We start from the raw sequence: 22,136 nt of genomic DNA, 5'->3' as shown, positions 1-22,136 counted from the left end.
CCCTTTATTTTAAGAGGTCATGCGAAACGTTTTACCTGAGCCAGTTGGTTTTTGCCAGTTCGATCACTTCGTCACCGCGCCCGCTGATGATGGCGCGCAGCATGTAGAGGCTAAAACCTTTGGCCTGTTCCAGCTTGATCTGCGGCGGGATCGCCAGCTCTTCTTTGGCGACGACGACGTCAACCAGTACCGGACCGTCGATGGAGAAGGCGCGCTGCAGGGCTTCATCCACCTCTGAGGCTTTCTCCACGCGGATGCCGGTGATGCCGCACGCTTCGGCGATGCGGGCAAAGTTGGTGTCGTGCAGCTCGGTGCCATCTGTCAGATAGCCGCCGGCCTTCATCTCCATCGCCACGAAGCCCAGCACGCTGTTGTTAAAGACTACGATTTTCAGCGGAAGCTTCATCTGCACCACCGACAGGAAATCCCCCATCAGCATGCTGAACCCGCCGTCGCCGCACATCGCCACGACCTGACGCTCCGGTGCCGTCGCTTTTGCCCCCAGCGCCTGCGGCATGGCGTTGGCCATCGAGCCGTGGTTGAACGAGCCGAGCAGGCGACGTTTGCCGTTCATCTTCAGGTAGCGCGCCGCCCAGACGGTGGGCGTGCCGACGTCGCAGGTAAAAATAGCGTCGTCGTCCGCAAAATGGCTGATCTGCTGCGCCAGATACTGCGGATGAATGGCTTTGTCGCTCGGTTTGGCGAGGTCGTCCAGCCCCTTGCGCGCGTCGCGGTAGTCGCTCAACGCCTTATCAAGGAATTTGCGGTCGGTTTTCTCTTCCAGCAGCGGCAGCAGGGCGGCAAGGGTGGATTTAATATCGCCGATAAGCGCCATATCGACCTTGCTGTGCGCGCCGATGCTGGCCGGGTTGATATCAATCTGAATGATTTTGGCATCCGTCGGATAGAACGCGCGGTACGGGAACTGGGTGCCGAGCAGGATCAGCGTGTCGGCGTTCATCATGGTGTGGAAGCCGGAAGAAAAACCGATCAGCCCGGTCATGCCCACATCGTACGGGTTATCGTATTCGACGTGCTCTTTGCCGCGCAGGGCGTGGACGATGGGCGCTTTGAGCTTACCGGCGAACTCAAGTAACTCTTTATGCGCGCCCGCGCAGCCGCTGCCGCACATCAGGGCGATATTGCTGGAGTAGCGCAGCAGCTGCGCCAGCTTTTTCAGCTCCTCTTCGGCTGGCGTTACCACCGGCTGCGGAGCGTGATACCAGTGGGTACTGGCCCCTTCAGGCGCAGCCTTGAGCGCCACGTCTCCCGGGATAACGACCACGGAAACGCCACGGTTTAGTACGGCTTTGCGCATGGCGATCGCCAGCACCTGCGGGATCTGCTCCGGGGATGAAACCAGCTCACAGTAGTGGCTGCATTCACGGAACAGCTCCTGCGGATGCGTCTCCTGAAAATAGCCGCTGCCGATTTCGGAAGAGGGGATATGGGCGGCAATCGCCAGCACCGGCACGTGGTTACGGTGGCAGTCGAACAGGCCGTTGATCAGATGCAGGTTGCCAGGCCCGCACGAGCCTGCACACACGGCCAGTTCTCCTGTGAGCTGCGCTTCGGCACCGGCGGCGAAGGCAGCGACCTCCTCATGACGGGTCGGCATCCATTCGATGGTTTTCATCTTGTTCAGGCTGTCGCTGAGCCCGTTCAGGGAATCGCCGGTCACGCCCCAGATACGTTTTATGCCAGCCTGTTCGAGCGTTTTCGCTATATATGCAGCCACGGTTTGTTTCATGGTTGTCCGTCTCCTTTTTGTGATATCGCTTACAAGCTTAGAAGAAAGTCACTGTATTGCCCGTCAAATCCCCCCATTTAAAAGGTGCTTTTCACGCGCCACGCTTCGGCATAATCTGGTAATGCCTCAGTGAAAACAGGAATCATTTCAAATGGTTAAAACATTGTTAATTGCTGTTAATGAAAAGCTATCGTGCGACGATCTTGGCAAACTCTTGTTACGACTTGCCGTCGGTGGGCTGATGCTTTTTCACGGTTTGCATAAGCTGTTTGGTGGGGTGGGCTTTATCAGCGGCATGCTGGTAGAGAAAGGGCTGCCGGGATTTATTGCCTACGGCGTGTTGATTGGCGAAGTGGTGGCACCGATCCTGATTATTGTCGGGCTCTTTACGCGCCCGGCCGCGCTGGTGCTGGCGTTTACGATGATCGTGGCATGGCTGATGGTGGGAATGGGTGAAACGTTCGCGCTCGATAAGGTTGGGGCATGGGCGATTGAAAGTCTGGTGTACTTCTTTGTTGGCTCGCTGGCGGTGGCGTGTTTAGGTGCAGGGCGGTTTGCGTTAGGGAAAGCGCCTGCGTGGCAATAAAGCTGGGTGCTAAAAATATAAGGGTCTCTGGACCCTTTTTTATTGGTGGTTTTTAAGTGTTTGATTTTATTAAGCGGAATTATTTGTGATGAAAAAAGGGTTTAAGGGGTATTTTTTAGGGGAATTCTTTATCTGACAAGGTGATAGGTGTAGATTGTTCCAGTTTACTGCCGTACAGGCAGCTTAGAAATGAATTGGGATTTACGGGCCATTCAGGTTGTCGTTCACTGCCGTACAGGCAGCATGCACAACGTAGGCCGGGTAAACGCAGTGCCACCCGGCAAAAAAGCCCGGTGGCGCTAGCGCTTACCGGGCCTACGATCGAACGTTTATTGCTTATGCGAGGACCAAATCCCCCTGCGGATGGCACGAGCACGCCAGCACGTAACCCTCGGCAATTTCCGCGTCGGACAGCGTCATGGTGCTGGTGACGGTATATTCCCCGGAAACCACTTTCGTTTTACAGCAGCCGCACACGCCCGCACGGCAGGCCGCGACTACCGGCACCTTGTTGCTTTCCAGCGCTTCCAGCAGCGTGGTGCCCACGCGGCCAAAGAAGGTCTGTGCGGGCTGCAGTTTGGTGAACTGAATCCCGCTGGTTGCCGCTTCCGCCACCGGCGTGAAGAACTGCTCTTTGAAGAAGCGGGTCACGCCAAGCGCTCTAACTTCTTTCTCCACGATATCCATGTACGGCGCCGGGCCGCAGGTCATCACGGTACGGTTCGCAATATCCGGCACGCTTTGCAGCAACTCGCGGCTCAGGCGACCGGGCACAAAACCGTGGGTCGCGTTGTGTTCCGCCACCAGCGTCACCGGATAATCACGCCACTCATCGGCAAAAATCACATCTTCCGGAGAGCGCACGCTGAAGATTGTCTGCACGTCGGCCTGCGGGCGGTTCTTCGCCAGCCAGCGGCGCATCGACATGATCGGCGTTACGCCACAGCCCGCCGCCAGCAGAAGGAATTTATCGTCTGCCTTGTCGTCACAGGTGAAATCCCCCTGCGCGTCAGACAGCCAGATGTAATCTCCGCGCTTCACGTCACGGGTCAGCCACTGGGAGCCTGCACCGTCATCAATGCGGCGGATAGTGAGCGTAATGTACTCGCTCACGCCCGGCGTGGAGGAGATCGTATAGGCGCGAAGCGTGTCCGCCGAGTTGCGAACGCTGACCAGCGCATACTGGCCCGCACGGTACGGATAGTAGTCGTGGCAGAGCAGCGACAGCGTCCACACATCCGGCGTCTCCTGATGGATGTGATGAACCTGCATCCGCCACGGACATTGTGAGGTTGGCATGGTCATGAATCGCTCCTTACGCGCTCAGCAGTTGCTTCATATCATCTTCAACATTGGTCACGGAACGCAGACCGAATTTCTCGTTCAGCACCGCCAGCAGGTCCGGCGTCAGGAAGCCTGGCGCCGTCGGGCCGGTCACGATGTTGGTTACGCCCAAAGAGAGCAGGGTCAGCAGGATGACAATCGCTTTCTGCTCGAACCAGGAGAGCACCAGGGACAGCGGCAGATCGTTGACGCCGCAGCCGAGTTTTTCCGCCAGCGTGACCGCCAGAATGATGGCCGAGTAAGCATCATTGCACTGGCCTGCATCAATCAGGCGCGGCAGGCCTTCGATGTTGCCGAAGTCCAGCTTGTTGAAACGGTATTTACCGCACGCCAGGGTCAGGATCAGGCAATCATCCGGCACGCTGGTGGCGAAATCGGTGAAGTAGTTACGCTCGCCGCGCGCGCCGTCGCATCCCCCAACGAGGAAGATGTGGCGCAGCTTTTCACGGCTGACGAGGTCAATCAGAGAATCTGCCGCACCCAGCAGCGTTTCGCGACCGAAGCCAACGGTGATCAGATGTTCGATTTCGCTGTACGGGAAGCCCGCCATCTGCTGCGCCTGCTCGATAACCGGACCGAAATCGTCGCCTTCAAGGTGGCTCACGCCCGGCCAGCCGACGATGCTGCGGGTCCAGATGCGGTCGTCATACGCGCCCACGGTAGGGTCGATGATGCAGTTTGAGGTCATCACGATAGGGCCAGGGAAGCGGGCGAACTCTACCTGCTGATTTTGCCAGCCGCTGCCGTAGTTACCCACCAGATGCTTGAACTTGCGCAGTTCCGGGTAGCCGTGGGCGGGCAGCATTTCGCCGTGGGTATAGACGTTAACGCCGGTGCCTTCGGTCTGCTTCAGCAGGTTGTAGAGATCTTTCAGGTCGTGGCCGGAAATCAGGATGCATTTGCCTTCGGTCGCTTTGACGTTGACCTGCGTCGGGGTCGGATGACCGTAAGTGCTGGTTTCACCGGCATCCAGAATGCTCATGACCTTGAAGTTCATCTGGCCGATTTCCATTGCGCACTCGAGCAGGGCGTTCATGTCGGAAGGCCAGGTGCCGAGCCACGCCATAATTTTGTGGTACTGGGCGTAAATGTCGTTATCTGACTTCCCGAGAACGTGCGCGTGTTCCATATAGGCCGCTGCACCTTTCAGGCCGTACAGGCACAGCAGACGCAGGCCAAGGATGTTCTCGCCAATCGCCGCTTTGTCCTTATTAGGGGTAAATTCTGCGGCCTGGCGCTGTAGCTCGCCCAGGTCGTCGCTCACCAGCTGAAGCTCCGCCATTGGGTTGTCCACGCGGGCACTGGTATCGGCATTCAGGCACTGCGCTTTCAAAGCTTCGCGCAGGGCAATCGCTTCGCGGGCATAGCCGACGATGCGCGGAGAATCGAAGTTGACGTTAGTCAGCGTGGAGAAAAACGCGCGCGGCGCGAAGCTGTCGACGTAATGGTCGACGATGCCGTATTCACGGGCTTTGAAGGCCCAGGCGGAAAGACCATGCAGGGCGGCTATCAGCAGATCCTGCAGGTCTGATGTTTCTGCGGTTTTACCGCACATACCCTGCGCGTAAGAGCAGCCGTTGCCTGCCGGGGTACGGATGGTTTGTTCACATTGCACACAAAACATAATCACACCTGTAAAAGTTATATTTAATATACATGTTTAAGGGTATGCCTGTGCCAGAACGGTGAAAAGAGCTTTCTGCGACAAAATAGAGGGAGATTGATTTAGCGCAATTTTGGCGGCAGGAGCCCTACCGCCACAGAGATATCAGGCAGAGAAAAACGCCATCAGGACGGGAACCAGCAGGCTCAAAATAAAGCCGTGAACGATGGCTGCGGGCACCATCTCCAGCCCGCCAGAACGCTGGAGGACCGGCAGGGTAAAGTCCATCGACGTGGCGCCGCACAGGCCCAGTGCCGTCGAGCGGCTGCGGCGAACCAGACCCGGGATCAGCATGATGGCAATCAGCTCTCGAGCCAGATCGTTAAAGAAGGCAGCGCTGCCGATCACCGGGCCGAAGGATTCGGTCAGCAGAATACCGGAGAGGGAGTACCAGCCAAACCCGGAGGCCATCGCCAGGCCGGTTTTCAGCGGCAGATCGAGAATAAAGGCATTAATCACGCCCGCGACCATTGAGCTGACGACAACCATAACGGCAACGATCATTCCCCGACGGTTCAGGACGATCTGTTTCAGCGTCATACCATTATTTCGCAGCTGAATACCAATCAGGAACAGCAGGAAGGTCAGGGTATATTCGCTGGCGTCCGTCGCGTGCTGCAAAAATGTCCATCCGGTAAGGCCCAGAAGAAATCCAAGCACCACGACGCCGCAGAGCTTTAATGATTCCAGCGCCATTGCAATTCGGGAGGGAAGCTTTTCCTGGTGGTGATTATTTTTCCACGGAATAGTGCGTTCCAGCCACAGCAGGGCGGCAATATTGCACAGCAAAATAACCACCACGGTGACCGCAGAATAATGCAGGATGGAAAGTAAATTTGTCGCCAGATTATCCAGGAAGGCCAGGCTTATCCCCATAAAGAACAGAATGACGTAAACAATCCAGCTGAGAAAACGGTTAATAAGCTTTAAGGCCGATTCATGACGCAGCGGAATAAGATAGCCCACAATCAGGGGCAGCAGAATAATGAGGAGTCCTGAAAACATGAACAGCCGGTCCTTTTGAGTTTCTGTTAAGCGCCAGAGACACTACCCAATAAAGGCTGTCAGGTAAAGGAGCAATAAAAAAGCCGGGTGGCGGCTGCGCCTTACCCGGCTTGTGTCTATGTGGGGGGGCGGCCTGTTGCCCTCACCCCGGCCCTCTCCCACGGGGAGAGGGAGGGAAAGATTAATCGCGTTTTTCCAGCAGAGTGCGGTACAGCACGCCGCCCAGAATACCGCCGACGATCGGCATCACCCAGAACAGCCACAGCTGCTCAAGCGCCCAGCCGCCCTGGAAAATGGCGACGGCGGTGCTGCGCGCCGGGTTAACGGAGGTGTTGGTCACCGGAATGGAGATCAGGTGGATCAGCGTCAGCGCCAGACCAATGGCGATGGGCGCGAAGCCTGCAGGCGCGTGTTTGTCGGTTGCACCGTGGATCACCAACAGGAAGCCTGCGGTCAGTACAATTTCAATTACAATGGCAGAAAGCATGGAATAACCGCCCGGAGAGTGTTCGCCGAAGCCGTTAGAGGCGAAGCCGCTGGCCGCCGCGTCAAAACCTGCTTTACCGCTGGCAATGACGTACAGCACGCCCGCCGCAATAATACCACCAACCACCTGCGCCACGATGTAGCCAATAACCTCTTTCGCCGGGAAACGCCCGCCCGCCCATAAGCCTAATGTCACCGCCGGGTTAAAATGACCGCCGGAAATATGCCCCACGGCGAAAGCCATGGTTAATACGGTTAAGCCAAAGGCCAGCGCGACGCCGACAAAACCAATACCTAATTCCGGGAATGCTGCTGCCAGAACGGCGCTACCGCAGCCACCAAATACCAGCCAGAATGTACCAAAGCATTCTGCTGCCAATTTTCTAAACATAACCACCTCAAAATAATTTTCCACGCGTTTTCCCGCGCGCGGGATATATCGCCATAAAGGGATGACGACTCAAAGAGCCCGTATTTTAAAAACCAACAACATCCCTTCGCCACTTAAATAAATTCGGTTAATTTGATTTAAGGCAATGTGATGTCAATCCTTGTTCAAATCAGCGGTAAATAGAGCATAGTTCAAATCCCGCAAGGGTGAATGTTCTGCTGTCGTGCCAGGGTTCCTGCCGCTATACTGCTGATAACTTAAAGGAAAAAGTGATCATTTCGCGGGGGATTTATGCTTCTCGAACGTGTGGAAATTGTCGGGTTTCGCGGTATTAACCGCCTGTCGCTGCAGCTGGAGCAGAACAACGTCCTGATCGGCGAGAACGCGTGGGGTAAGTCCAGCCTGCTTGATGCGCTGACGCTGCTGCTTTCACCCGAAGACAAGCTGTATCACTTCGTCCACGATGATTTCTGGTTCCCGCCCGGCGATATCGCGGGCCGCGAGAAGCACCTGCATATCATCCTGACGTTCCGTGAATCTGAACCCGGCCGTCACCGCGTGCGTCGCTTCCGCCCGCTGTCGCCCTGCTGGGTGCCCTGCGACGACGGTTTCCACCGGATTTTCTATCGGCTGGAAGGTGAGATGGCGGAAAACGAGGGGGTACTGACCCTGCGTGAATTCCTCGATGAGAAAGCCAACCCGATTCCGCTGGAGAATATCGACGATCTGGCGCGTCACCTTATCCGCCTGACGCCGGTGTTACGCCTGCGCGATGCGCGCTTTATGCGCCGTATTCGTAACGGCACCGTACCGAATATGCCGGAGGTGGAAGTCACCGCCCGCGAGCTGGATTTCCTGGCGCGAGAGCTGGTGTCGCGTCCGCAAAACCTCACCGATGGTCAAATTCGTCAGGGGCTGTCGGCGATGGTGCAACTGCTGGAGCACTATTTTTCCGAGCAGGGCACCTCGGAGTCGCGCCATCGTTTGATGCGCCGCCGTTCTCATGATGAACAGCGCAGCTGGCGCTATCTCGACATCATCAACCGGATGATCGACCGGCCCGGCGGGCGTACCCATCGGGTGATTTTGCTGGGGCTGTTTTCAACGCTTCTGCAGGCGAAGGGCACCGTGCGTCTTGACCGGGATGCCCGCCCGCTGCTGCTGGTGGAAGATCCGGAAACGCGCCTGCACCCCATCATGCTCTCCGTGGCGTGGCACCTGCTGAATCTGCTGCCGCTCCAGCGGATTACCACCACCAACTCCGGTGAGCTGCTATCGCTGACGCCGGTGGAGCACATTTGCCGTCTGGTGCGCGAGTCCTCCCGCGTATCCGCGTACCGCCTCGGGCCCGGCGGGATGAACGCCGAAGACGGGCGGCGAATCGCGTTTCATATACGCTTTAATCGCGCCTCGTCGCTCTTCGCCCGCTGCTGGCTGCTGGTGGAGGGGGAAACGGAGACCTGGGTCATCAACGAACTGGCGCGCCAGTGCGGCCACCATTTTGATGCCGAAGGTATTAAGGTGATCGAATTTGCCCAGTCGGGATTAAAACCGCTGATAAAATTTGCCCGCCGAATGGGAATTGAATGGCATGTGCTGGTGGACGGCGACGAAGCGGGGAAAAAATATGCCTCAACCGTGCGCAGCCTGCTGAACAACGAGCGGGAAGAAGAACGGGATCATTTAACGATGCTGCCCGCGATGGACATGGAGCATTTTATGTACCGTCAGGGCTTTGACGACGTATTCCACCGCATTGCGATGGTGCCGGTCGACGTCCCGATGAACATGCGGCGCGTGATCGCCAAAGCTATTCACCGTTCGTCGAAACCGGACTTAGCCATTGAAGTGGCGACGGAAGCGGGAAGGCGGGGCGTAGAGGCGGTTCCGACCCTGCTGCGGAAAATGTTCTCCCGCGTGCTGTGGCTGGCACGCGGAAGGGCGGATTAACGTTCGGTCGCCTGTTTCACCTGCTGAATCAGGCTATCCAGCAGCGCGTAGCGGCGACGGTATTCGGCGCGTTTTTTGCTCGCGATCTCTTCTACGGGTTTACGCGGCATGGCAAGCGGCAGCATAAAGTGGCCGCTCTCCTGTTTTTCCCCACCGAGGGAACTCCAGAAGCCGTCGTAATCGGCCAGCAGTTTTCCCTCTTTTTTCTTGCGGTAGCGCCAGCTGCGATAAATATGGGTGGCATTACTGACGGCAACAATCTGCGCGACCGGGAATGCGGCTCCGAACGTCATGGCGGCTTCAACCAGCAGGCGTTTCGGGAACAGACCGTGGCAGGCCTTCGTCGCTTTCTGGATCAGCTCATGGGGAACATGCGCTTTCGCCCCCTGCAAACCGCCGATGAACAGCGTCGATTTTCCTTCAAACTGGCAGAGCGTAAAGGTTAGCTCCGCCAGCACCGTATTCTGAACGTCGCAGAAGGTGAGGGTGGCCTCTCCCTCTTTATCCAGGAACGCATCGGCACACAGGCGGACGGTAAATTGCTGTTCATCTTTCCCGGTTAAGGTCAGCAGTGTAGTCCCCTGCGTCGAAAGATAGCCCTTCAGGAGCGTGGTCGGGAGCTGGCGGCTCATGGCCTGATAGTGCCAGTTCAGGGATTCCAGCGCGTGCTGGCGATTCATCTTCACCGTCAGCCAGGGACGATGCAGCCGACACGGCAGACCGGGCTGCACCTGCAGCATCTGCATCAGACGCGGCTGCTTAGCGAGGTTTGTTAACAGGCGAGACGTGCTCACGGGCGTCGCCAGAGAACGCAGCATGAACTTACGGCGATAGGCGGGGTTCTGCCATGCAAGGCCGGGCGCGATCTTGCCGAACGCCAGGTTTTTGAAGAGCTGCCAGCCGGATGTCGGCTGCGTCAGGTTTGGAAGAGGTGTATCGACGATAGAAGACATGATAAATCCTGAGTCTTTTGGAATACCGCTATTTCAGCAGGGGAAATATCAACGTCTTGTAAACAAATTAGGGTGATTTCGGAGAACAGGGGTTTCGTTAAGGAGTCGTTTAGATAGAATCAACGTTTATTATTGCCAGAACATTTATTTGGAATATTTATGAACCTCAAGGGAAAACGCAGAACGCTGTTTCTGCTGCTGGCGCTGGTGATTGTAGCCGGTGGATTCTGGTTATGGCAGGTGCTTAACGCGCCTGTGCCGCAGTACCAGACGCTGATCGTTCGTCCGGGTGAACTGCAGCAAAATGTCCTTGCGACGGGCAAACTTGACGCGCTGCGCAAAGTTGACGTCGGCGCTCAGGTCAGCGGCCAGCTGAAAACGCTGTCGGTAGAGATTGGCGACAAGGTGAAAAAAGGCCAGCTGCTTGGCGTTATCGATCCCGAGCAGGCTGAGAACCAGATCCGCGAAGTGGAAGCGACGCTGATGGAGCTGCGCGCGCAGCGCGCGCAGGCGCAGGCAGAGCGTAACCTGGCGCAGGTGACGCTGACCCGCCAGCAGGCGCTGGCGAAAACCCAGGCTATCTCGAAACAGGATTTAGACACCGCCGCGACTGAACTGGCGGTGAAACAGGCGCAGATTGGCACGATCGACGCGCAAATCAAGCGTAATCAGGCCTCGCTGGATACGGCGAAAACCAATCTTGATTACACAAAGATCGTCGCGCCGATGGCCGGGGAAGTGACGCAAATTACCACGCTGCAGGGCCAGACGGTGATTGCCGCCCAGCAGGCGCCAAACATTCTGACGCTGGCGGACATGAGCACCATGCTGGTGAAGGCCCAGGTCTCCGAGGCGGACGTGATCCATCTTAAGCCGGGGCAGAATGCCTGGTTTACCGTACTCGGCGATCCGCAGACCCGCTACGAAGGCGTGCTGAAAGACATTCTGCCGACGCCGGAAAAGGTTAACGACGCCATTTTCTACTATGCGCGTTTTGAAGTGCCAAACCCGAAGGGCGTGCTGCGCCTGGACATGACCGCGCAGGTGCACATCCAGCTGACCGGCGTGAAGAACGTGCTGACCGTTCCGCTCTCCGCGCTGGGTGAATCCGCCGGGGACAATCGCTACAAGGTGAAAGTGCTGCGCAACGGTGAAACGCGCGAGCGCGAGGTGGTGATTGGCGCGCGCAACGACACTGACGTGGTGGTGGAGAAAGGGCTGGAAGAGGGCGAGGAGGTTGTTGTCAGCGAAAGCCTGCCCGGAGCCGCTAAATGACCGCGCTGCTTGAGCTGAAGGACATTCGCCGCAGCTATCCGTCCGGCGACGGCCCGGTGGAGGTGCTGAAAGGCATCTCCCTGAGCGTGGAGGCGGGCGAGATGGTAGCGATTGTAGGCGCGTCGGGTTCCGGTAAATCGACGCTGATGAACATTCTCGGCTGTCTGGATAAACCCACCAGCGGTACCTATCGCGTGGCCGGAACCGATATCTCCACGCTCGACGGCGACGCGCTGGCGAAGCTGCGCCGGGAACACTTTGGCTTTATCTTCCAGCGTTACCACTTGCTCTCTCACCTGAGCGCGGCGCAGAACGTGGAGGTTCCCGCGGTGTATGCGGGCGTTGAGCGGAAGAAACGCCTTGAGCGCGCGAAGGCGCTGTTAACGCGTCTGGGGCTGGCGGAGCGGGTGGAGTACCAGCCGTCGCAGTTGTCCGGCGGCCAGCAGCAGCGCGTGAGTATTGCCCGCGCGCTGATGAACGGCGGGCAGGTGATCCTCGCGGATGAACCGACCGGGGCGCTCGACAGCCACTCCGGCGAAGAGGTGATGGCGATCCTGCACCAGCTGCGCGATCAGGGCCACACGGTGATTATCGTGACCCACGATCCGCAGGTAGCGGCGCAGGCCGAACGCATTATAGAGATCCACGACGGCGAGCTGGTGAGCAACCCGCCGCCGCGTGAGTCCCGCGCGGCGGCACCGAAGGAAGCGCTGCCTGCGTCGACCGGCTGGGCGCAGTTCTCCAGCGGCTTTCGTGAAGCGCTGACCATGGCCTGGCTGGCGATGGCGGCCAACAAAATGCGCACCCTGCTGACCATGCTTGGCATCATTATCGGTATTGCCTCGGTGGTGTCGATTGTGGTGGTGGGCGACGCGGCCAAGCAGCTGGTGCTGGCGGATATCCGCGCCATCGGGACCAATACCATTGACGTTTATCCCGGCAAAGACTTCGGCGACGACGAGCCGCAGTATCAGCAGGCGCTCAAGTATGACGATCTGGCGGCGATTCAGAAGCAGCCGTGGGTGAACTCCGCCACGCCTGCGGTCTCGCAAAACCTCCGTCTGCGCTACGGCAATATCGACGTGGCGGCCAGCGCCAACGGCGTGAGCGGCGACTACTTCAACGTCTACGGCATGACCTTCAGCGAAGGCGCCACCTTCAACGCCGAGCAGCTGGCGGGGAGGGCGCAGGTGGTGGTGCTGGACGCCAACTCGCGCAGGCAGCTCTTCCCCAATAAAGCGAACGTGGTGGGCGAAGTGATCCTCGTCGGCAACATGCCTGCCACGGTCATTGGCGTGGCGGAAGAGAAGCAGTCGATGTTCGGCAGCAGCAAAATCCTGCGCGTCTGGCTGCCGTATACGACCATCTCCGGGCGGATTATGGGCCAGTCGTGGCTTAACTCCATCACCGTGCGCGTGAAGGAGGGCTACGACAGCGCGCTGGCGGAACAGCAGCTGGAACGGCTGTTAACGTTGCGCCACGGGAAGAAGGATTTCTTCACCTGGAATATGGACGGCCTCTTGAAAACGGCGGAAAAGACCACACGTACTCTTCAGCTGTTCCTGACGCTGGTGGCGGTGATCTCGCTGGTCGTTGGCGGTATCGGGGTGATGAATATCATGCTGGTGTCGGTAACTGAACGCACCCGGGAGATTGGCATCCGCATGGCGGTCGGGGCCAGGGCCAGCGACGTGCTGCAGCAGTTTTTAATTGAAGCGGTGCTGGTATGCCTGGTGGGCGGCGCGATGGGCATTGCGCTCTCGATGATGATTGCCTTTGCGCTCCAGCTCTTTTTACCCGGCTGGGAGATTGGCTTCTCGCCGATGGCGATACTCACCGCGTTTTTGTGTTCCACCTTTACCGGGATTTTGTTTGGCTGGCTGCCTGCGCGCAACGCGGCGCGGCTGGATCCGGTGGACGCGCTGGCTCGGGAATAACCCGAAAATAAAAATGCCAGCCGATCGGGCTGGCATTTTGACTGCGTGATGTACACAATAAAACAGAGAGCTATGCAACCGTTTCTGCTTCAACGGGTACGATTAGGCTTGCATGATTGCCTTTTGGTCCCTGGTGTACATCGAACCGGACGGACTGCCCGGCTTTGAGCGTCCTGTAACCATCCATCTGAATGGTGGAATAGTGAGCGAAGATATCTTCGCCGCCGCCTTCAGGGCAAATGAAGCCAAACCCCTTGGCGTTGTTGAACCACTTAACAGTACCCATTTCCATGCTTCGACATCCTTCGTAAATCTTATAAATTAAGATGGAATGAACCGGTGGTGGAGTGGGGGCTGTTCAAAACCTCGCCATCTCACGCTTGTACAATTTAGATAAACGAAAGACGTCGTCAAGCATTTGGCGCTGGAGTTGGGACAATAATCAACCAAAGTTTGAAGCAGTTAACGCTATTGCAACAGTTTGTGACAGACATCGCGGATGACAGTAATAGATGATTGTTATCTAACATCTGAGGTAGATTCAAAGTGGTTATGCAAAATGGGTAAGACCAACGACTGGCTGGATTTTGACCAGCTGGCGGAAGATAAAGTGCGCGACGCGCTAAAACCGCCATCTATGTATAAAGTTATGTTAATGAACGATGATTACACGCCGATGGAATTTGTTATTGACGTGCTACAAAAGTTCTTTTCTTATGATGTAGAACGTGCAACGCAACTGATGCTTACCGTTCATTATCGTGGCAAAGCTATCTGCGGCATTTTTACCGCCGAAGTGGCGGAAACCAAAGTGGCGATGGTGAACGACTATGCGAGGGAGAACGAGCATCCGTTGCTGTGTACGCTGGAAAAGGCCTGATAAGGCATAAAATTGGGGGAGGTGCCTATGCTCAATCAAGAACTGGAACTCAGTTTAAACATGGCTTTCGCCAGAGCGCGTGAGCACCGACATGAGTTTATGACCGTCGAGCATTTACTGCTCGCACTGCTTAGCAACCCATCTGCCCGCGAAGCGCTGGAAGCCTGCTCCGTGGATCTGGTGGCGCTACGTCAGGAACTCGAAGCCTTCATCGAACAAACCACACCGGTGCTGCCAGCCAGTGAAGAAGAGCGCGACACGCAGCCGACGCTCAGCTTCCAGCGCGTGCTGCAGCGCGCGGTATTCCACGTCCAGTCTTCCGGACGTAGCGAAGTGACTGGCGCAAACGTCTTAGTCGCCATCTTCAGCGAGCAGGAGTCACAGGCTGCCTACCTGCTGCGCAAACACGAAGTCAGCCGCCTCGACGTGGTTAACTTTATTTCTCACGGAACGCGCAAAGACGAGCCTAACCAGGCATCGGATTCCAGCAATCAGGTCAATAACAATGAAGAGCAAGCAGGCGGGGAGGATCGTATGGAAAACTTCACCACCAACCTTAATCAGCTTGCTCGCGTTGGCGGCATCGACCCGCTGATTGGCCGCGATAAAGAGCTGGAGCGTGCGATCCAGGTGCTGTGCCGTCGCCGCAAGAACAACCCGCTGCTGGTGGGCGAGTCAGGCGTGGGTAAAACGGCGATTGCCGAAGGGCTTGCCTGGCGCATTGTGCAGGGCGACGTGCCGGAAGTGATTGCCGACTGCACCATCTACTCGCTGGATATTGGCTCGCTGCTGGCGGGCACTAAATACCGCGGTGATTTTGAAAAACGCTTCAAGGCGCTGTTAAAACAGCTGGAGCAGGACACCAACAGCATCCTGTTTATCGATGAGATCCACACCATCATCGGCGCAGGTGCGGCTTCCGGTGGCCAGGTGGATGCGGCAAACCTGATCAAACCGCTGCTTTCAAGCGGCAAGATCCGCGTGATGGGCTCCACGACGTACCAGGAGTTCAGCAATATTTTTGAGAAAGATCGCGCGCTGGCGCGTCGTTTCCAGAAAATCGACGTCACCGAGCCGTCGGTTGACGAAACGGTGCAGATCATCAACGGCCTGAAAACGAAGTACGAAGCGCACCACGACGTGCGTTACACCGCGAAAGCGGTGCGTGCGGCGGTGGAGCTGGCGGTGAAATACATCAACGACCGTCACCTGCCGGATAAGGCGATTGACGTGATTGATGAGGCCGGGGCGCGTGCGCGCCTGATGCCGGCCAGCAAGCGTAAGAAAACCGTTAACGTGGCGGATATCGAGTCCGTGGTCGCCCGCATCGCGCGTATTCCTGAGAAGAGCGTTTCTCAGAGCGATCGCGATACGCTGCGCACCCTCGGCAATCGCCTTAAAATGCTGGTCTTTGGTCAGGATAAAGCCATTGAGGCCTTAACCGAAGCGATCAAGATGGCCCGTGCCGGACTGGGGCATGACCACAAGCCCGTTGGTTCCTTCCTGTTTGCCGGCCCGACCGGCGTGGGGAAAACCGAGGTGACGGTTCAGCTCTCCAAAGCGCTGGGCATTGAGCTGCTGCGCTTTGATATGTCCGAGTATATGGAGCGTCATACCGTCAGCCGTTTGATTGGTGCACCTCCGGGCTACGTGGGCTTTGACCAGGGCGGCCTGCTCACTGACGCGGTGATCAAGCATCCGCATGCGGTCCTGCTGCTCGATGAAATCGAGAAAGCGCATCCGGACGTGTTCAACATCCTGTTGCAGGTGATGGACAACGGGACGCTGACCGATAACAACGGGCGCAAGGCGGACTTCCGCAACGTGGTGCTGGTGATGACCACTAACGCCGGGGTACGTGAAACCGAGCGCAAATCCATCGGCCTGATCCACCAGGATAACAGCACCGATGCGATGGAGGAGATCAAGAAGATCTTCACGCCGGAGTTCCGTAACCGTCTGGACAACATTATCTGGTTCGATCACCTGTCTACCGAGGTGATCCATCAGGTGGTGGATAAGTTCATCGTCGAGCTGCAGGTTCAGCTGGATCAGAAAGGCGTGTCGCTGGAAGTGAGCCAGGAGGCCCGCAACTGGCTGGCCGAGAAAGGCTACGACCGCGCGATGGGGGCCCGTCCGATGGCGCGCGTGATTCAGGACAACCTGAAGAAACCGCTGGCGAACGAGCTGCTGTTTGGCTCGCTGGTGGACGGCGGTCAGGTGACCGTGGCGCTGGATCAGGCGAAGAACGAGCTGACGTACGATTTCCAGAGTGCGGCGAAGCACAAGCCGGAAGCGGCTCACTGATTTCTTACGTAGGTCTAAAAACCGGGCTATAGCCCGGTTTTTTTATGCCTGCTTTTTTCCTTTCGCTGTGGCTGAGGGTTTCACACAAAATAGTGTATGCACTGAACAGTTCCCTCGCCCCTTTAGGGAGAGGGGTAGGGTGAGGGGAACAGGCCGCAGCGAAATTTTGCGAGGCGCTTTCCAGTTTTGTTCGACGTTGGTTGCTGGATAAATCCACAGTAATAAAATGGCGGCGCACCTGCAAAAATTAGGTGCCGGGATTGGCGTCCTGAAAGTGTGTGCACAGATAATCTTGCGTGCATAAAGGATCACATATGACTAATATTAATAGCTTCGCCCAACTCTACACCGAACTCTCCCTCAACCCCGATCTCCCAACCCTTGCAGAGCGCTGCCAACTGCTCACCGAAATCCTGCTGGATTGCAAATCACTTCCGCAAACGCAGCCCGTTTGCCGTTGTCTCGGAGCCTACCTGGAAGAGGTGAAATCCGGCCTTACAGAATCCATGCGTGATTTTCAGGTGGTGGAATTTGAGGAAGAAGCGGAACAACCGCGACAAAAAGAGTGGTTGCTTGAAGATACAGAAACGAAATGTGACTACTGCCGGGCGTTGAATCATGTGCTGCTGGTGTCGCATTTTGACCGTGATATGCTGCCGCACCTGACGGGATTACTCCATGACATGGCTCATTCTATGGCGGGGGATTTAATCGCTCCTGTACAACCATGGATGACAATACATCTTCCGACGCAGCAACACTAACGCCATAAATAAAAAAGGCCGGGATTAACCCGACCTTTTATATATTCATCTGCCATTACAGGCGAAAAAATTAGCGACTACGGAAGACAATGCGGCCTTTGCTCAGGTCGTACGGGGTCAGTTCAACAGTCACTTTGTCGCCCGTCAAAATGCGGATGTAGTTTTTGCGCATTTTACCGGAGATGTGCGCAGTTACCACGTGACCGTTTTCCAGCTCTACGCGAAACATGGTATTAGGCAACGTATCAAGTACGGTACCCTGCATTTCAATATTGTCTTCTTTGGCCATCTAATCCTCTGGGGTATCACTACCAAGTTTTGAACCGGCAAGATAATGCCGAAATTCATCAATTAAGTAAAGAATTGCGCGATTAAAACGCAGCAAAACAGTTTCGGCGCATTGCCCAAGCGTCACGGTACAACCGAACAGGAAGCGCATTCGTAAAGGGGAGACAACAGGATAAACGTCAGGACGTTATCTGAAGCGAGGGTCCCAAACGGCGGCGGGGCAACAGGCAGAAGCTACTCTGCGGCATAATTATAACACCCTCACAAAAAATATGCGGAAAACATTTAAGCATTGGGCATAAAGAGCGTTCTGGGGATCCAGAAGTCGCGCGGGAGCTTCTCCTGACGGCAGGCGTCAAGATGCTCGATATACTGTCGTCGCGGGATGTCAACTGCACCGAGAGAGGCCGTGTGCTCGTTGAGTACCTGACAATCGATCAGGCGTCCGCCGCGCTGGGCAAAGGCCTCGCAGAAGACCAGCAGCGCGGTTTTCGAGGCGTTGACCGCACGGGAGAACATCGATTCGCCGCAAAACAGCGTCCCTTGCGCCACGCCGTACATGCCGCCAACCAGTTCCCCCTTTTCCCAGACCTCAATGGAGTGGGCGTAGCCAAGCTCATGGAGCTGGTGGTAGGCGTTGACGATATCGCGGGTGATCCACGTCCCTTCATGGCGATCTTCGGCACAGCCTTCGATCACCTGCCCAAAGGCGTGATTCAGCGTGACGCGATACGGGGATTTAGCATGGAAACGCTTCATGCTGCGGCTCAGATGGAACTGCGCTGGCCACAGCACGGCGCGCGGGTCGGGAGACCACCATAAAATCGGGTCGCCGGGAGAAAACCACGGGAAGATGCCGCGCTGGTAGGCCATTAATAGCCGCGCAGGGCTAAGGTCACCGCCAAGGGCCAGCAGCCCGTTGGGCTCACGCAGCGCTCCCTCCGGCGAAGGAAACGCGATGTTATGACGAGAAAGCTGGACCAGGCGCATGACAGCAAAACTCCAGTACGCGAGTGAGGACGCTACAAATATAGTCTACAGACGCTGTTTGAACTGGTAGTAGCGACCCTGTTTCGCCAACAGCTCTGCGTGACTACCTTGCTCAATAATGTGTCCGTTGTCCATCACAATTATCCGATCAAAACTTGCCAGCCCGCGCAGGCGGTGCGTCACCATCAGGACGGTTTTTCCTGCCATAACGTTTGCCAGTAAATCAAGGATTTGACTCTCGGTTGTCGCATCAAGCCCTTCTGTAGGTTCGTCGAGCAGCATCAGAGGTGCATCATGCAGCAGCGCGCGTGCAATGGCCAGACGGCGCAGCTCTCCGCCGGAAAGCTGACGACCGCCTTCTCCCAGCCAGCTGTTCAGTCCTTCGTCCTCAAGCAGCTTTTGCAGTCCGACCTGCTCCAGTACGGCGCGAAGATCATCGTCCGAAGCCTCTGGCGCGGCCAGCAGCAGGTTATCGCGCAGGGTGGCGCTAAACAGATGCACGCGCTGTGGAACAACGCTCACGGTCTTGCGCAGGGCCTGCTCGCTGAAATCAGTCAGCAACGTGTTATTAAAACGAATCTGACCGTGCTGTGGATCCCAGGCGCGCGTCAGCAGCTGCAGCAGCGTCGACTTACCGCAGCCGGTACGGCCGAGGATCGCAATCCGCTGCCCTGCATTAACGGAAAGGTTGATACCCTCCAGCGCGTTCTGCGCCTGTTTGTCATAGGCGAAGGTCACGTTATCAAGCGTCAGCGCCACCTGCTCAGGCACGGTGGTTTGCCCGGCACTGAACGTGACTTCAGGCTCCTGTTCGGCAATCTGGGTGATGCGCAGGGCAGAGGCGATCACCTGTCCAAGATGCTGGAAAGCGCCCGTCACCGGGGCCAGTGCCTCAAATGCGGCGAGCGCGCAGAAAACAAAGAGGGCAATAAGAGGGCCTGGCTGGGTATTACCGCCAATCCCGCCGGATGCCAGCCACAGCATGGCGATCACCGCCACGCCGCCGATTAACACCATCAGCGCCTGCGAGAAGGCCGTCAGTTCCGACTGGCGGCGCTGGGCTTCATGCCAGTTCAGCTCCGTACTTTCCATTCGGGCACGGTAGCGCTTGCTGGCACCAAAAATGGTCAGCTCCGCCTGGCCCTGAAGCCAGGAGGTCAGCTGCTGGCGGTAATCCCCGCGCAGCCGCGTCAGGTTTTCCCCGGTGGATTTCCCGGCGCGATAAAACAGCGGCGGCAGAATGATAAGCGTCAGCAGCATGATCCCGCCCAGCGTCAGCGCAACGGGAACATCCAGAACGGACAGCCCCAGCGTAACTACCACAATCACCACAAGCGCGCCCACTATCGGGGAGATCACCCGCAGGTAAAGGTGGTCCAGCGTGTCGACATCCGCAACGACACGGTTCAGTAATTCGCCCTGGCGAAAACGCGCCAGCCCGGCAGGGGAGAGGGGAAGCAGTTTGCTGAAGGTGTAAATGCGCAGGTGCTGCAGGACGCGGAACGTCGCGTCGTGGCTGACCAGCCGCTCGAAATAGCGTCCGGCAGTACGGGTAATGGCGGTACCCCGCACGCCTGCCGCCGGCAGCATATAGTTGAAGCTGTATAATCCGGCGAACCCGGCTACGGCGGAGGCCGACAGGAACCAGCCGGAAAGCGTGAGCAGGCCGATGCTGGCGAGCAGCGTTACAATCGCCAGCACGATCCCCAGCGTCAGCATCCACTTGTGGCGTTTATAGAGCGCAAGATAAGGCAGCAGAGCACGCATCAGATGTCCTCCTGACGGTTCGCCAGCAGGGCGGCGAACGGCCCCTGCGCGGCAACAAGCGCGGCGTAATTGCCTTGCTCAACAATATGACCGTTTTCCATCACCCAGATCTCATCCCAGTCAGCAATGCCTTCCAGCTGATGGGTAACCATAAGGGTGGTTTGCTGCAGGGAAGCGGCGCTCAGGGCCGCCATGACGCGCTGCTCGCTGTGTGAATCCAGGCTGGCAGCAGGCTCATCCAGCAGCATCAGCTGGCACGGGTTCAGCAGCGCACGGGCGACGGCCACGCGCTGTGCCTGGCCGACAGACAGCCCGGCAGACTGATCGCCTACCACGGTATCGACACCCTGCGGGAGCAGCGGCAGAAATTCACTGACCCACGCGCGGTCGAGAACGGACTGCAGTTCATCTTCACGAGCATCCGGGCGTGCCAGGAGCACGTTTTCGCGCAGCGTGGAAGCAGGTAGCTGAGGGTTTTGTCCGACCCAACTGAGCTGCTTACGCCACGCGTCGGGATCGAGATTACGCAGTTCAGTTTTGTTTATCCGCAGAGAACCGGTGTAGGCCATAAAACCGGATAACGCATTCAGCAGAGAACTCTTCCCTGAACCGCTGGTGCCGACCAGCACCACGCGTTTTCCGGCGGGCAGGCTAAAGTTCAGCGGGCCAGCCAGCACTTTTCCTTCCGGTGAGAGAATGCAGAAATCGCTCGCTTCGACGGTTACCGGCTCTTTAGCGTTCAGCGCCACGTCACCGCGCTCCGGGTGCGCCAGCGGCGTCTCCAGGAAGGTTTTCAGGCTGTCGGCCGCGCCAACGGCCTGCGCTTTGGCATGATAGAAGGTCCCCAGGTCGCGAAGCGGCTGGAAAAACTCCGGAGCCAGGATGAGCGCGAGGAAACCGGCAGAGAGGGTCACCGCCGTGCCGTAGTGGCCGAAATCCAGCGCGCCGAGATAGGAGAAACCGAAATAAACCGCCACGAGGGCAATCGACAGCGAGGTAAAGAATTCCAGCACGCCGGACGAGAGGAACGCCAGGCGTAACACTTCCATCGTGCGCTGGCGGAAGTCCTGTGATGCCAGGCGAATGTTCTCGGTTTCCGCTTCACCGCGACCAAAAATACGCAGGGTTTCCATCCCGCGCAGACGATCGAGGAAATGTCCGCTCAGCCGGCCCAGCGCCAGGAAGTTGCGGCGGTTGGCATCAGCCGCACCCATGCCGACCATCGCCATAAACAGCGGGATCAGCGGGGCGGTCCCCAGCAGGATCAGCGCCGCCACCCAGTTAACCGGGAAGATGGCAATAACAATCAACAGCGGCACAAAAACCGCCAGCGCCATCTGCGGAAGATAGCGCGCGTAGTAATCGTGCATATCGTCGATCTGCTCAAGGATCAGCGTCGCCCAGCTTCCGGCCGGTTTACCCTGGATCCACGCGGGCCCGGCTTCCTGCAGGCGGTCGAGCACCTGACGACGGATCTCGTAGCGGATATGCTGTCCGGCGTGGAAGCCGACACGTTCACGCAGCCACACCACCCAGGCGCGCAGGACAAAAACCAGGATCAGAACGATAAAGGGCAGCAGGAGCGCTTCGCGGGGAATGTTCTCCATGATCATGTGATTAAGAATGCGGGCCAGCAGCCATGCCTGGGCAACAATCAACAGACCGCTAACGAACCCCAGAAGACGGGAGATCGTAAGCCAGCGGCGGGAAATAACGCTTTGCTGTTTCAGCCAGCGTGTTAACTCTTGTTGACGGGTTTTTTCCATTGCGTATTTTGCAGGTGACGTTATAAGAAATTAG

At 57.3% G+C, this 22,136-nt stretch carries 18 protein-coding genes; 7 read left to right on the top strand and 11 right to left on the bottom strand.

The window, feature by feature from the left end; all coding sequences use genetic code 11:
- Positions 1-31: 31 nt before the first annotated feature.
- Positions 32-1,750 (bottom strand): ubiquinone-dependent pyruvate dehydrogenase, encoded by a 1,719-nt coding sequence (gene poxB, locus IM271_RS04870; protein ID WP_193052244.1) that lies wholly within the window; start codon positions 1,748-1,750, stop codon positions 32-34.
- A gap of 151 nt (positions 1,751-1,901) precedes the next feature.
- Between poxB and IM271_RS04865 the strand changes: the two genes are divergently transcribed.
- Positions 1,902-2,336, top strand: coding sequence for a DoxX family protein (locus IM271_RS04865; protein WP_193052243.1), 435 nt, complete (start codon positions 1,902-1,904; stop codon positions 2,334-2,336).
- A 336-nt stretch (positions 2,337-2,672) separates the two neighbouring features.
- Here the strand turns inward: IM271_RS04865 and hcr are convergent, their stop codons facing one another.
- The 4 genes from hcr to aqpZ form a co-directional block, all read right to left on the bottom strand.
- The gene (gene hcr, locus IM271_RS04860; RefSeq protein ID WP_163333968.1) at positions 2,673-3,641 is read right to left on the bottom strand and encodes an NADH oxidoreductase; all 969 of its coding nucleotides are present in this window, start codon (positions 3,639-3,641) and stop codon (positions 2,673-2,675) included.
- Between the two features lie 10 nt (positions 3,642-3,651).
- Entirely contained in the window at positions 3,652-5,304 is a 1,653-nt protein-coding gene (gene hcp / locus IM271_RS04855) for a hydroxylamine reductase (protein ID WP_048999359.1), read from the bottom strand.
- 144 nt (positions 5,305-5,448) lie between these two features.
- Positions 5,449-6,348 carry a lysine exporter LysO family protein gene (locus IM271_RS04850; protein WP_193052242.1) on the bottom strand — a complete coding sequence of 300 codons (900 nt, stop codon included), beginning with the start codon at positions 6,346-6,348 and terminating at the stop codon, positions 5,449-5,451.
- A 181-nt stretch (positions 6,349-6,529) separates the two neighbouring features.
- Positions 6,530-7,225, bottom strand: coding sequence for an aquaporin Z (gene aqpZ, locus IM271_RS04845; protein WP_028012545.1), 696 nt, complete (start codon positions 7,223-7,225; stop codon positions 6,530-6,532).
- 291 nt (positions 7,226-7,516) lie between these two features.
- Between aqpZ and IM271_RS04840 the strand changes: the two genes are divergently transcribed.
- Complete coding sequence (locus tag IM271_RS04840) at positions 7,517-9,175, top strand: ATP-dependent endonuclease (RefSeq protein ID WP_041910643.1); 1,659 nt, start codon at positions 7,517-7,519, stop codon at positions 9,173-9,175.
- Here IM271_RS04840 and IM271_RS04835 read toward each other — a convergent pair.
- Positions 9,172-10,128 (bottom strand): VirK/YbjX family protein, encoded by a 957-nt coding sequence (locus tag IM271_RS04835; protein ID WP_193050398.1) that lies wholly within the window; start codon positions 10,126-10,128, stop codon positions 9,172-9,174. The two genes, IM271_RS04840 and IM271_RS04835, sit on opposite strands and share 4 nt — an antisense overlap.
- A 159-nt stretch (positions 10,129-10,287) precedes the next feature.
- Here IM271_RS04835 and macA point away from each other — a divergent pair, with 159 nt between their 5' ends.
- Positions 10,288-11,403 (top strand): macrolide transporter subunit MacA, encoded by a 1,116-nt coding sequence (macA, locus tag IM271_RS04830; RefSeq protein ID WP_041910641.1) that lies wholly within the window; start codon positions 10,288-10,290, stop codon positions 11,401-11,403.
- The gene (macB, locus tag IM271_RS04825; protein WP_045630015.1) at positions 11,400-13,340 is read left to right on the top strand and encodes a macrolide ABC transporter ATP-binding protein/permease MacB; all 1,941 of its coding nucleotides are present in this window, start codon (positions 11,400-11,402) and stop codon (positions 13,338-13,340) included. Before macA ends, macB begins: the two co-directional genes overlap by 4 nt.
- A gap of 70 nt (positions 13,341-13,410) precedes the next feature.
- Here the strand turns inward: macB and cspD are convergent, their stop codons facing one another.
- A complete protein-coding gene (gene cspD, locus IM271_RS04820) occupies positions 13,411-13,632 on the bottom strand; it encodes a cold shock-like protein CspD (protein ID WP_006809408.1) in 222 nt (73 codons plus the stop codon).
- Positions 13,633-13,899: 267 nt separating this feature from the next.
- On the opposite strand from cspD, the gene clpS reads away from it, so the two are divergent.
- From clpS to IM271_RS04805, 3 genes are all read left to right on the top strand, one after another.
- On the top strand, positions 13,900-14,220 hold the full coding sequence (gene clpS / locus IM271_RS04815; RefSeq protein WP_006174393.1) for an ATP-dependent Clp protease adapter ClpS: 321 nt from the start codon (positions 13,900-13,902) through the stop codon (positions 14,218-14,220).
- Positions 14,221-14,247: 27 nt separating this feature from the next.
- Positions 14,248-16,527, top strand: coding sequence for an ATP-dependent Clp protease ATP-binding subunit ClpA (gene clpA, locus IM271_RS04810; RefSeq protein ID WP_028012550.1), 2,280 nt, complete (start codon positions 14,248-14,250; stop codon positions 16,525-16,527).
- Between the two features lie 314 nt (positions 16,528-16,841).
- Complete coding sequence (locus tag IM271_RS04805) at positions 16,842-17,291, top strand: hypothetical protein (RefSeq protein WP_193052241.1); 450 nt, start codon at positions 16,842-16,844, stop codon at positions 17,289-17,291.
- Positions 17,292-17,361: 70 nt separating this feature from the next.
- Here the strand turns inward: IM271_RS04805 and infA are convergent, their stop codons facing one another.
- From infA to cydD, 4 genes are all read right to left on the bottom strand, one after another.
- Positions 17,362-17,580 carry a translation initiation factor IF-1 gene (gene infA / locus IM271_RS04800; RefSeq protein ID WP_002211347.1) on the bottom strand — a complete coding sequence of 73 codons (219 nt, stop codon included), beginning with the start codon at positions 17,578-17,580 and terminating at the stop codon, positions 17,362-17,364.
- Between the two features lie 284 nt (positions 17,581-17,864).
- Positions 17,865-18,569: a leucyl/phenylalanyl-tRNA--protein transferase gene (gene aat / locus IM271_RS04795; RefSeq protein WP_041910636.1), complete on the bottom strand. Its 705-nt coding sequence runs from the start codon at positions 18,567-18,569 to the stop codon at positions 17,865-17,867.
- Positions 18,570-18,614: 45 nt separating this feature from the next.
- Positions 18,615-20,336, bottom strand: coding sequence for a cysteine/glutathione ABC transporter ATP-binding protein/permease CydC (gene cydC, locus IM271_RS04790; protein WP_193052240.1), 1,722 nt, complete (start codon positions 20,334-20,336; stop codon positions 18,615-18,617).
- A complete protein-coding gene (gene cydD, locus IM271_RS04785; protein WP_049136502.1) occupies positions 20,336-22,102 on the bottom strand; it encodes a cysteine/glutathione ABC transporter permease/ATP-binding protein CydD in 1,767 nt (588 codons plus the stop codon). The genes cydC and cydD overlap by 1 nt, the downstream gene beginning before the upstream one ends.
- Positions 22,103-22,136: the final 34 nt, after the last annotated feature.

Source organism: Enterobacter cloacae complex sp. I3, assembly GCF_014896175.1.
In the GTDB taxonomy this organism is placed as follows: domain Bacteria; phylum Pseudomonadota; class Gammaproteobacteria; order Enterobacterales; family Enterobacteriaceae; genus Enterobacter; species Enterobacter bugandensis.
The sequence above is the reverse complement of the archived record's forward strand: the minus strand, read 5'-3'. Positions and strand labels throughout refer to the sequence as shown.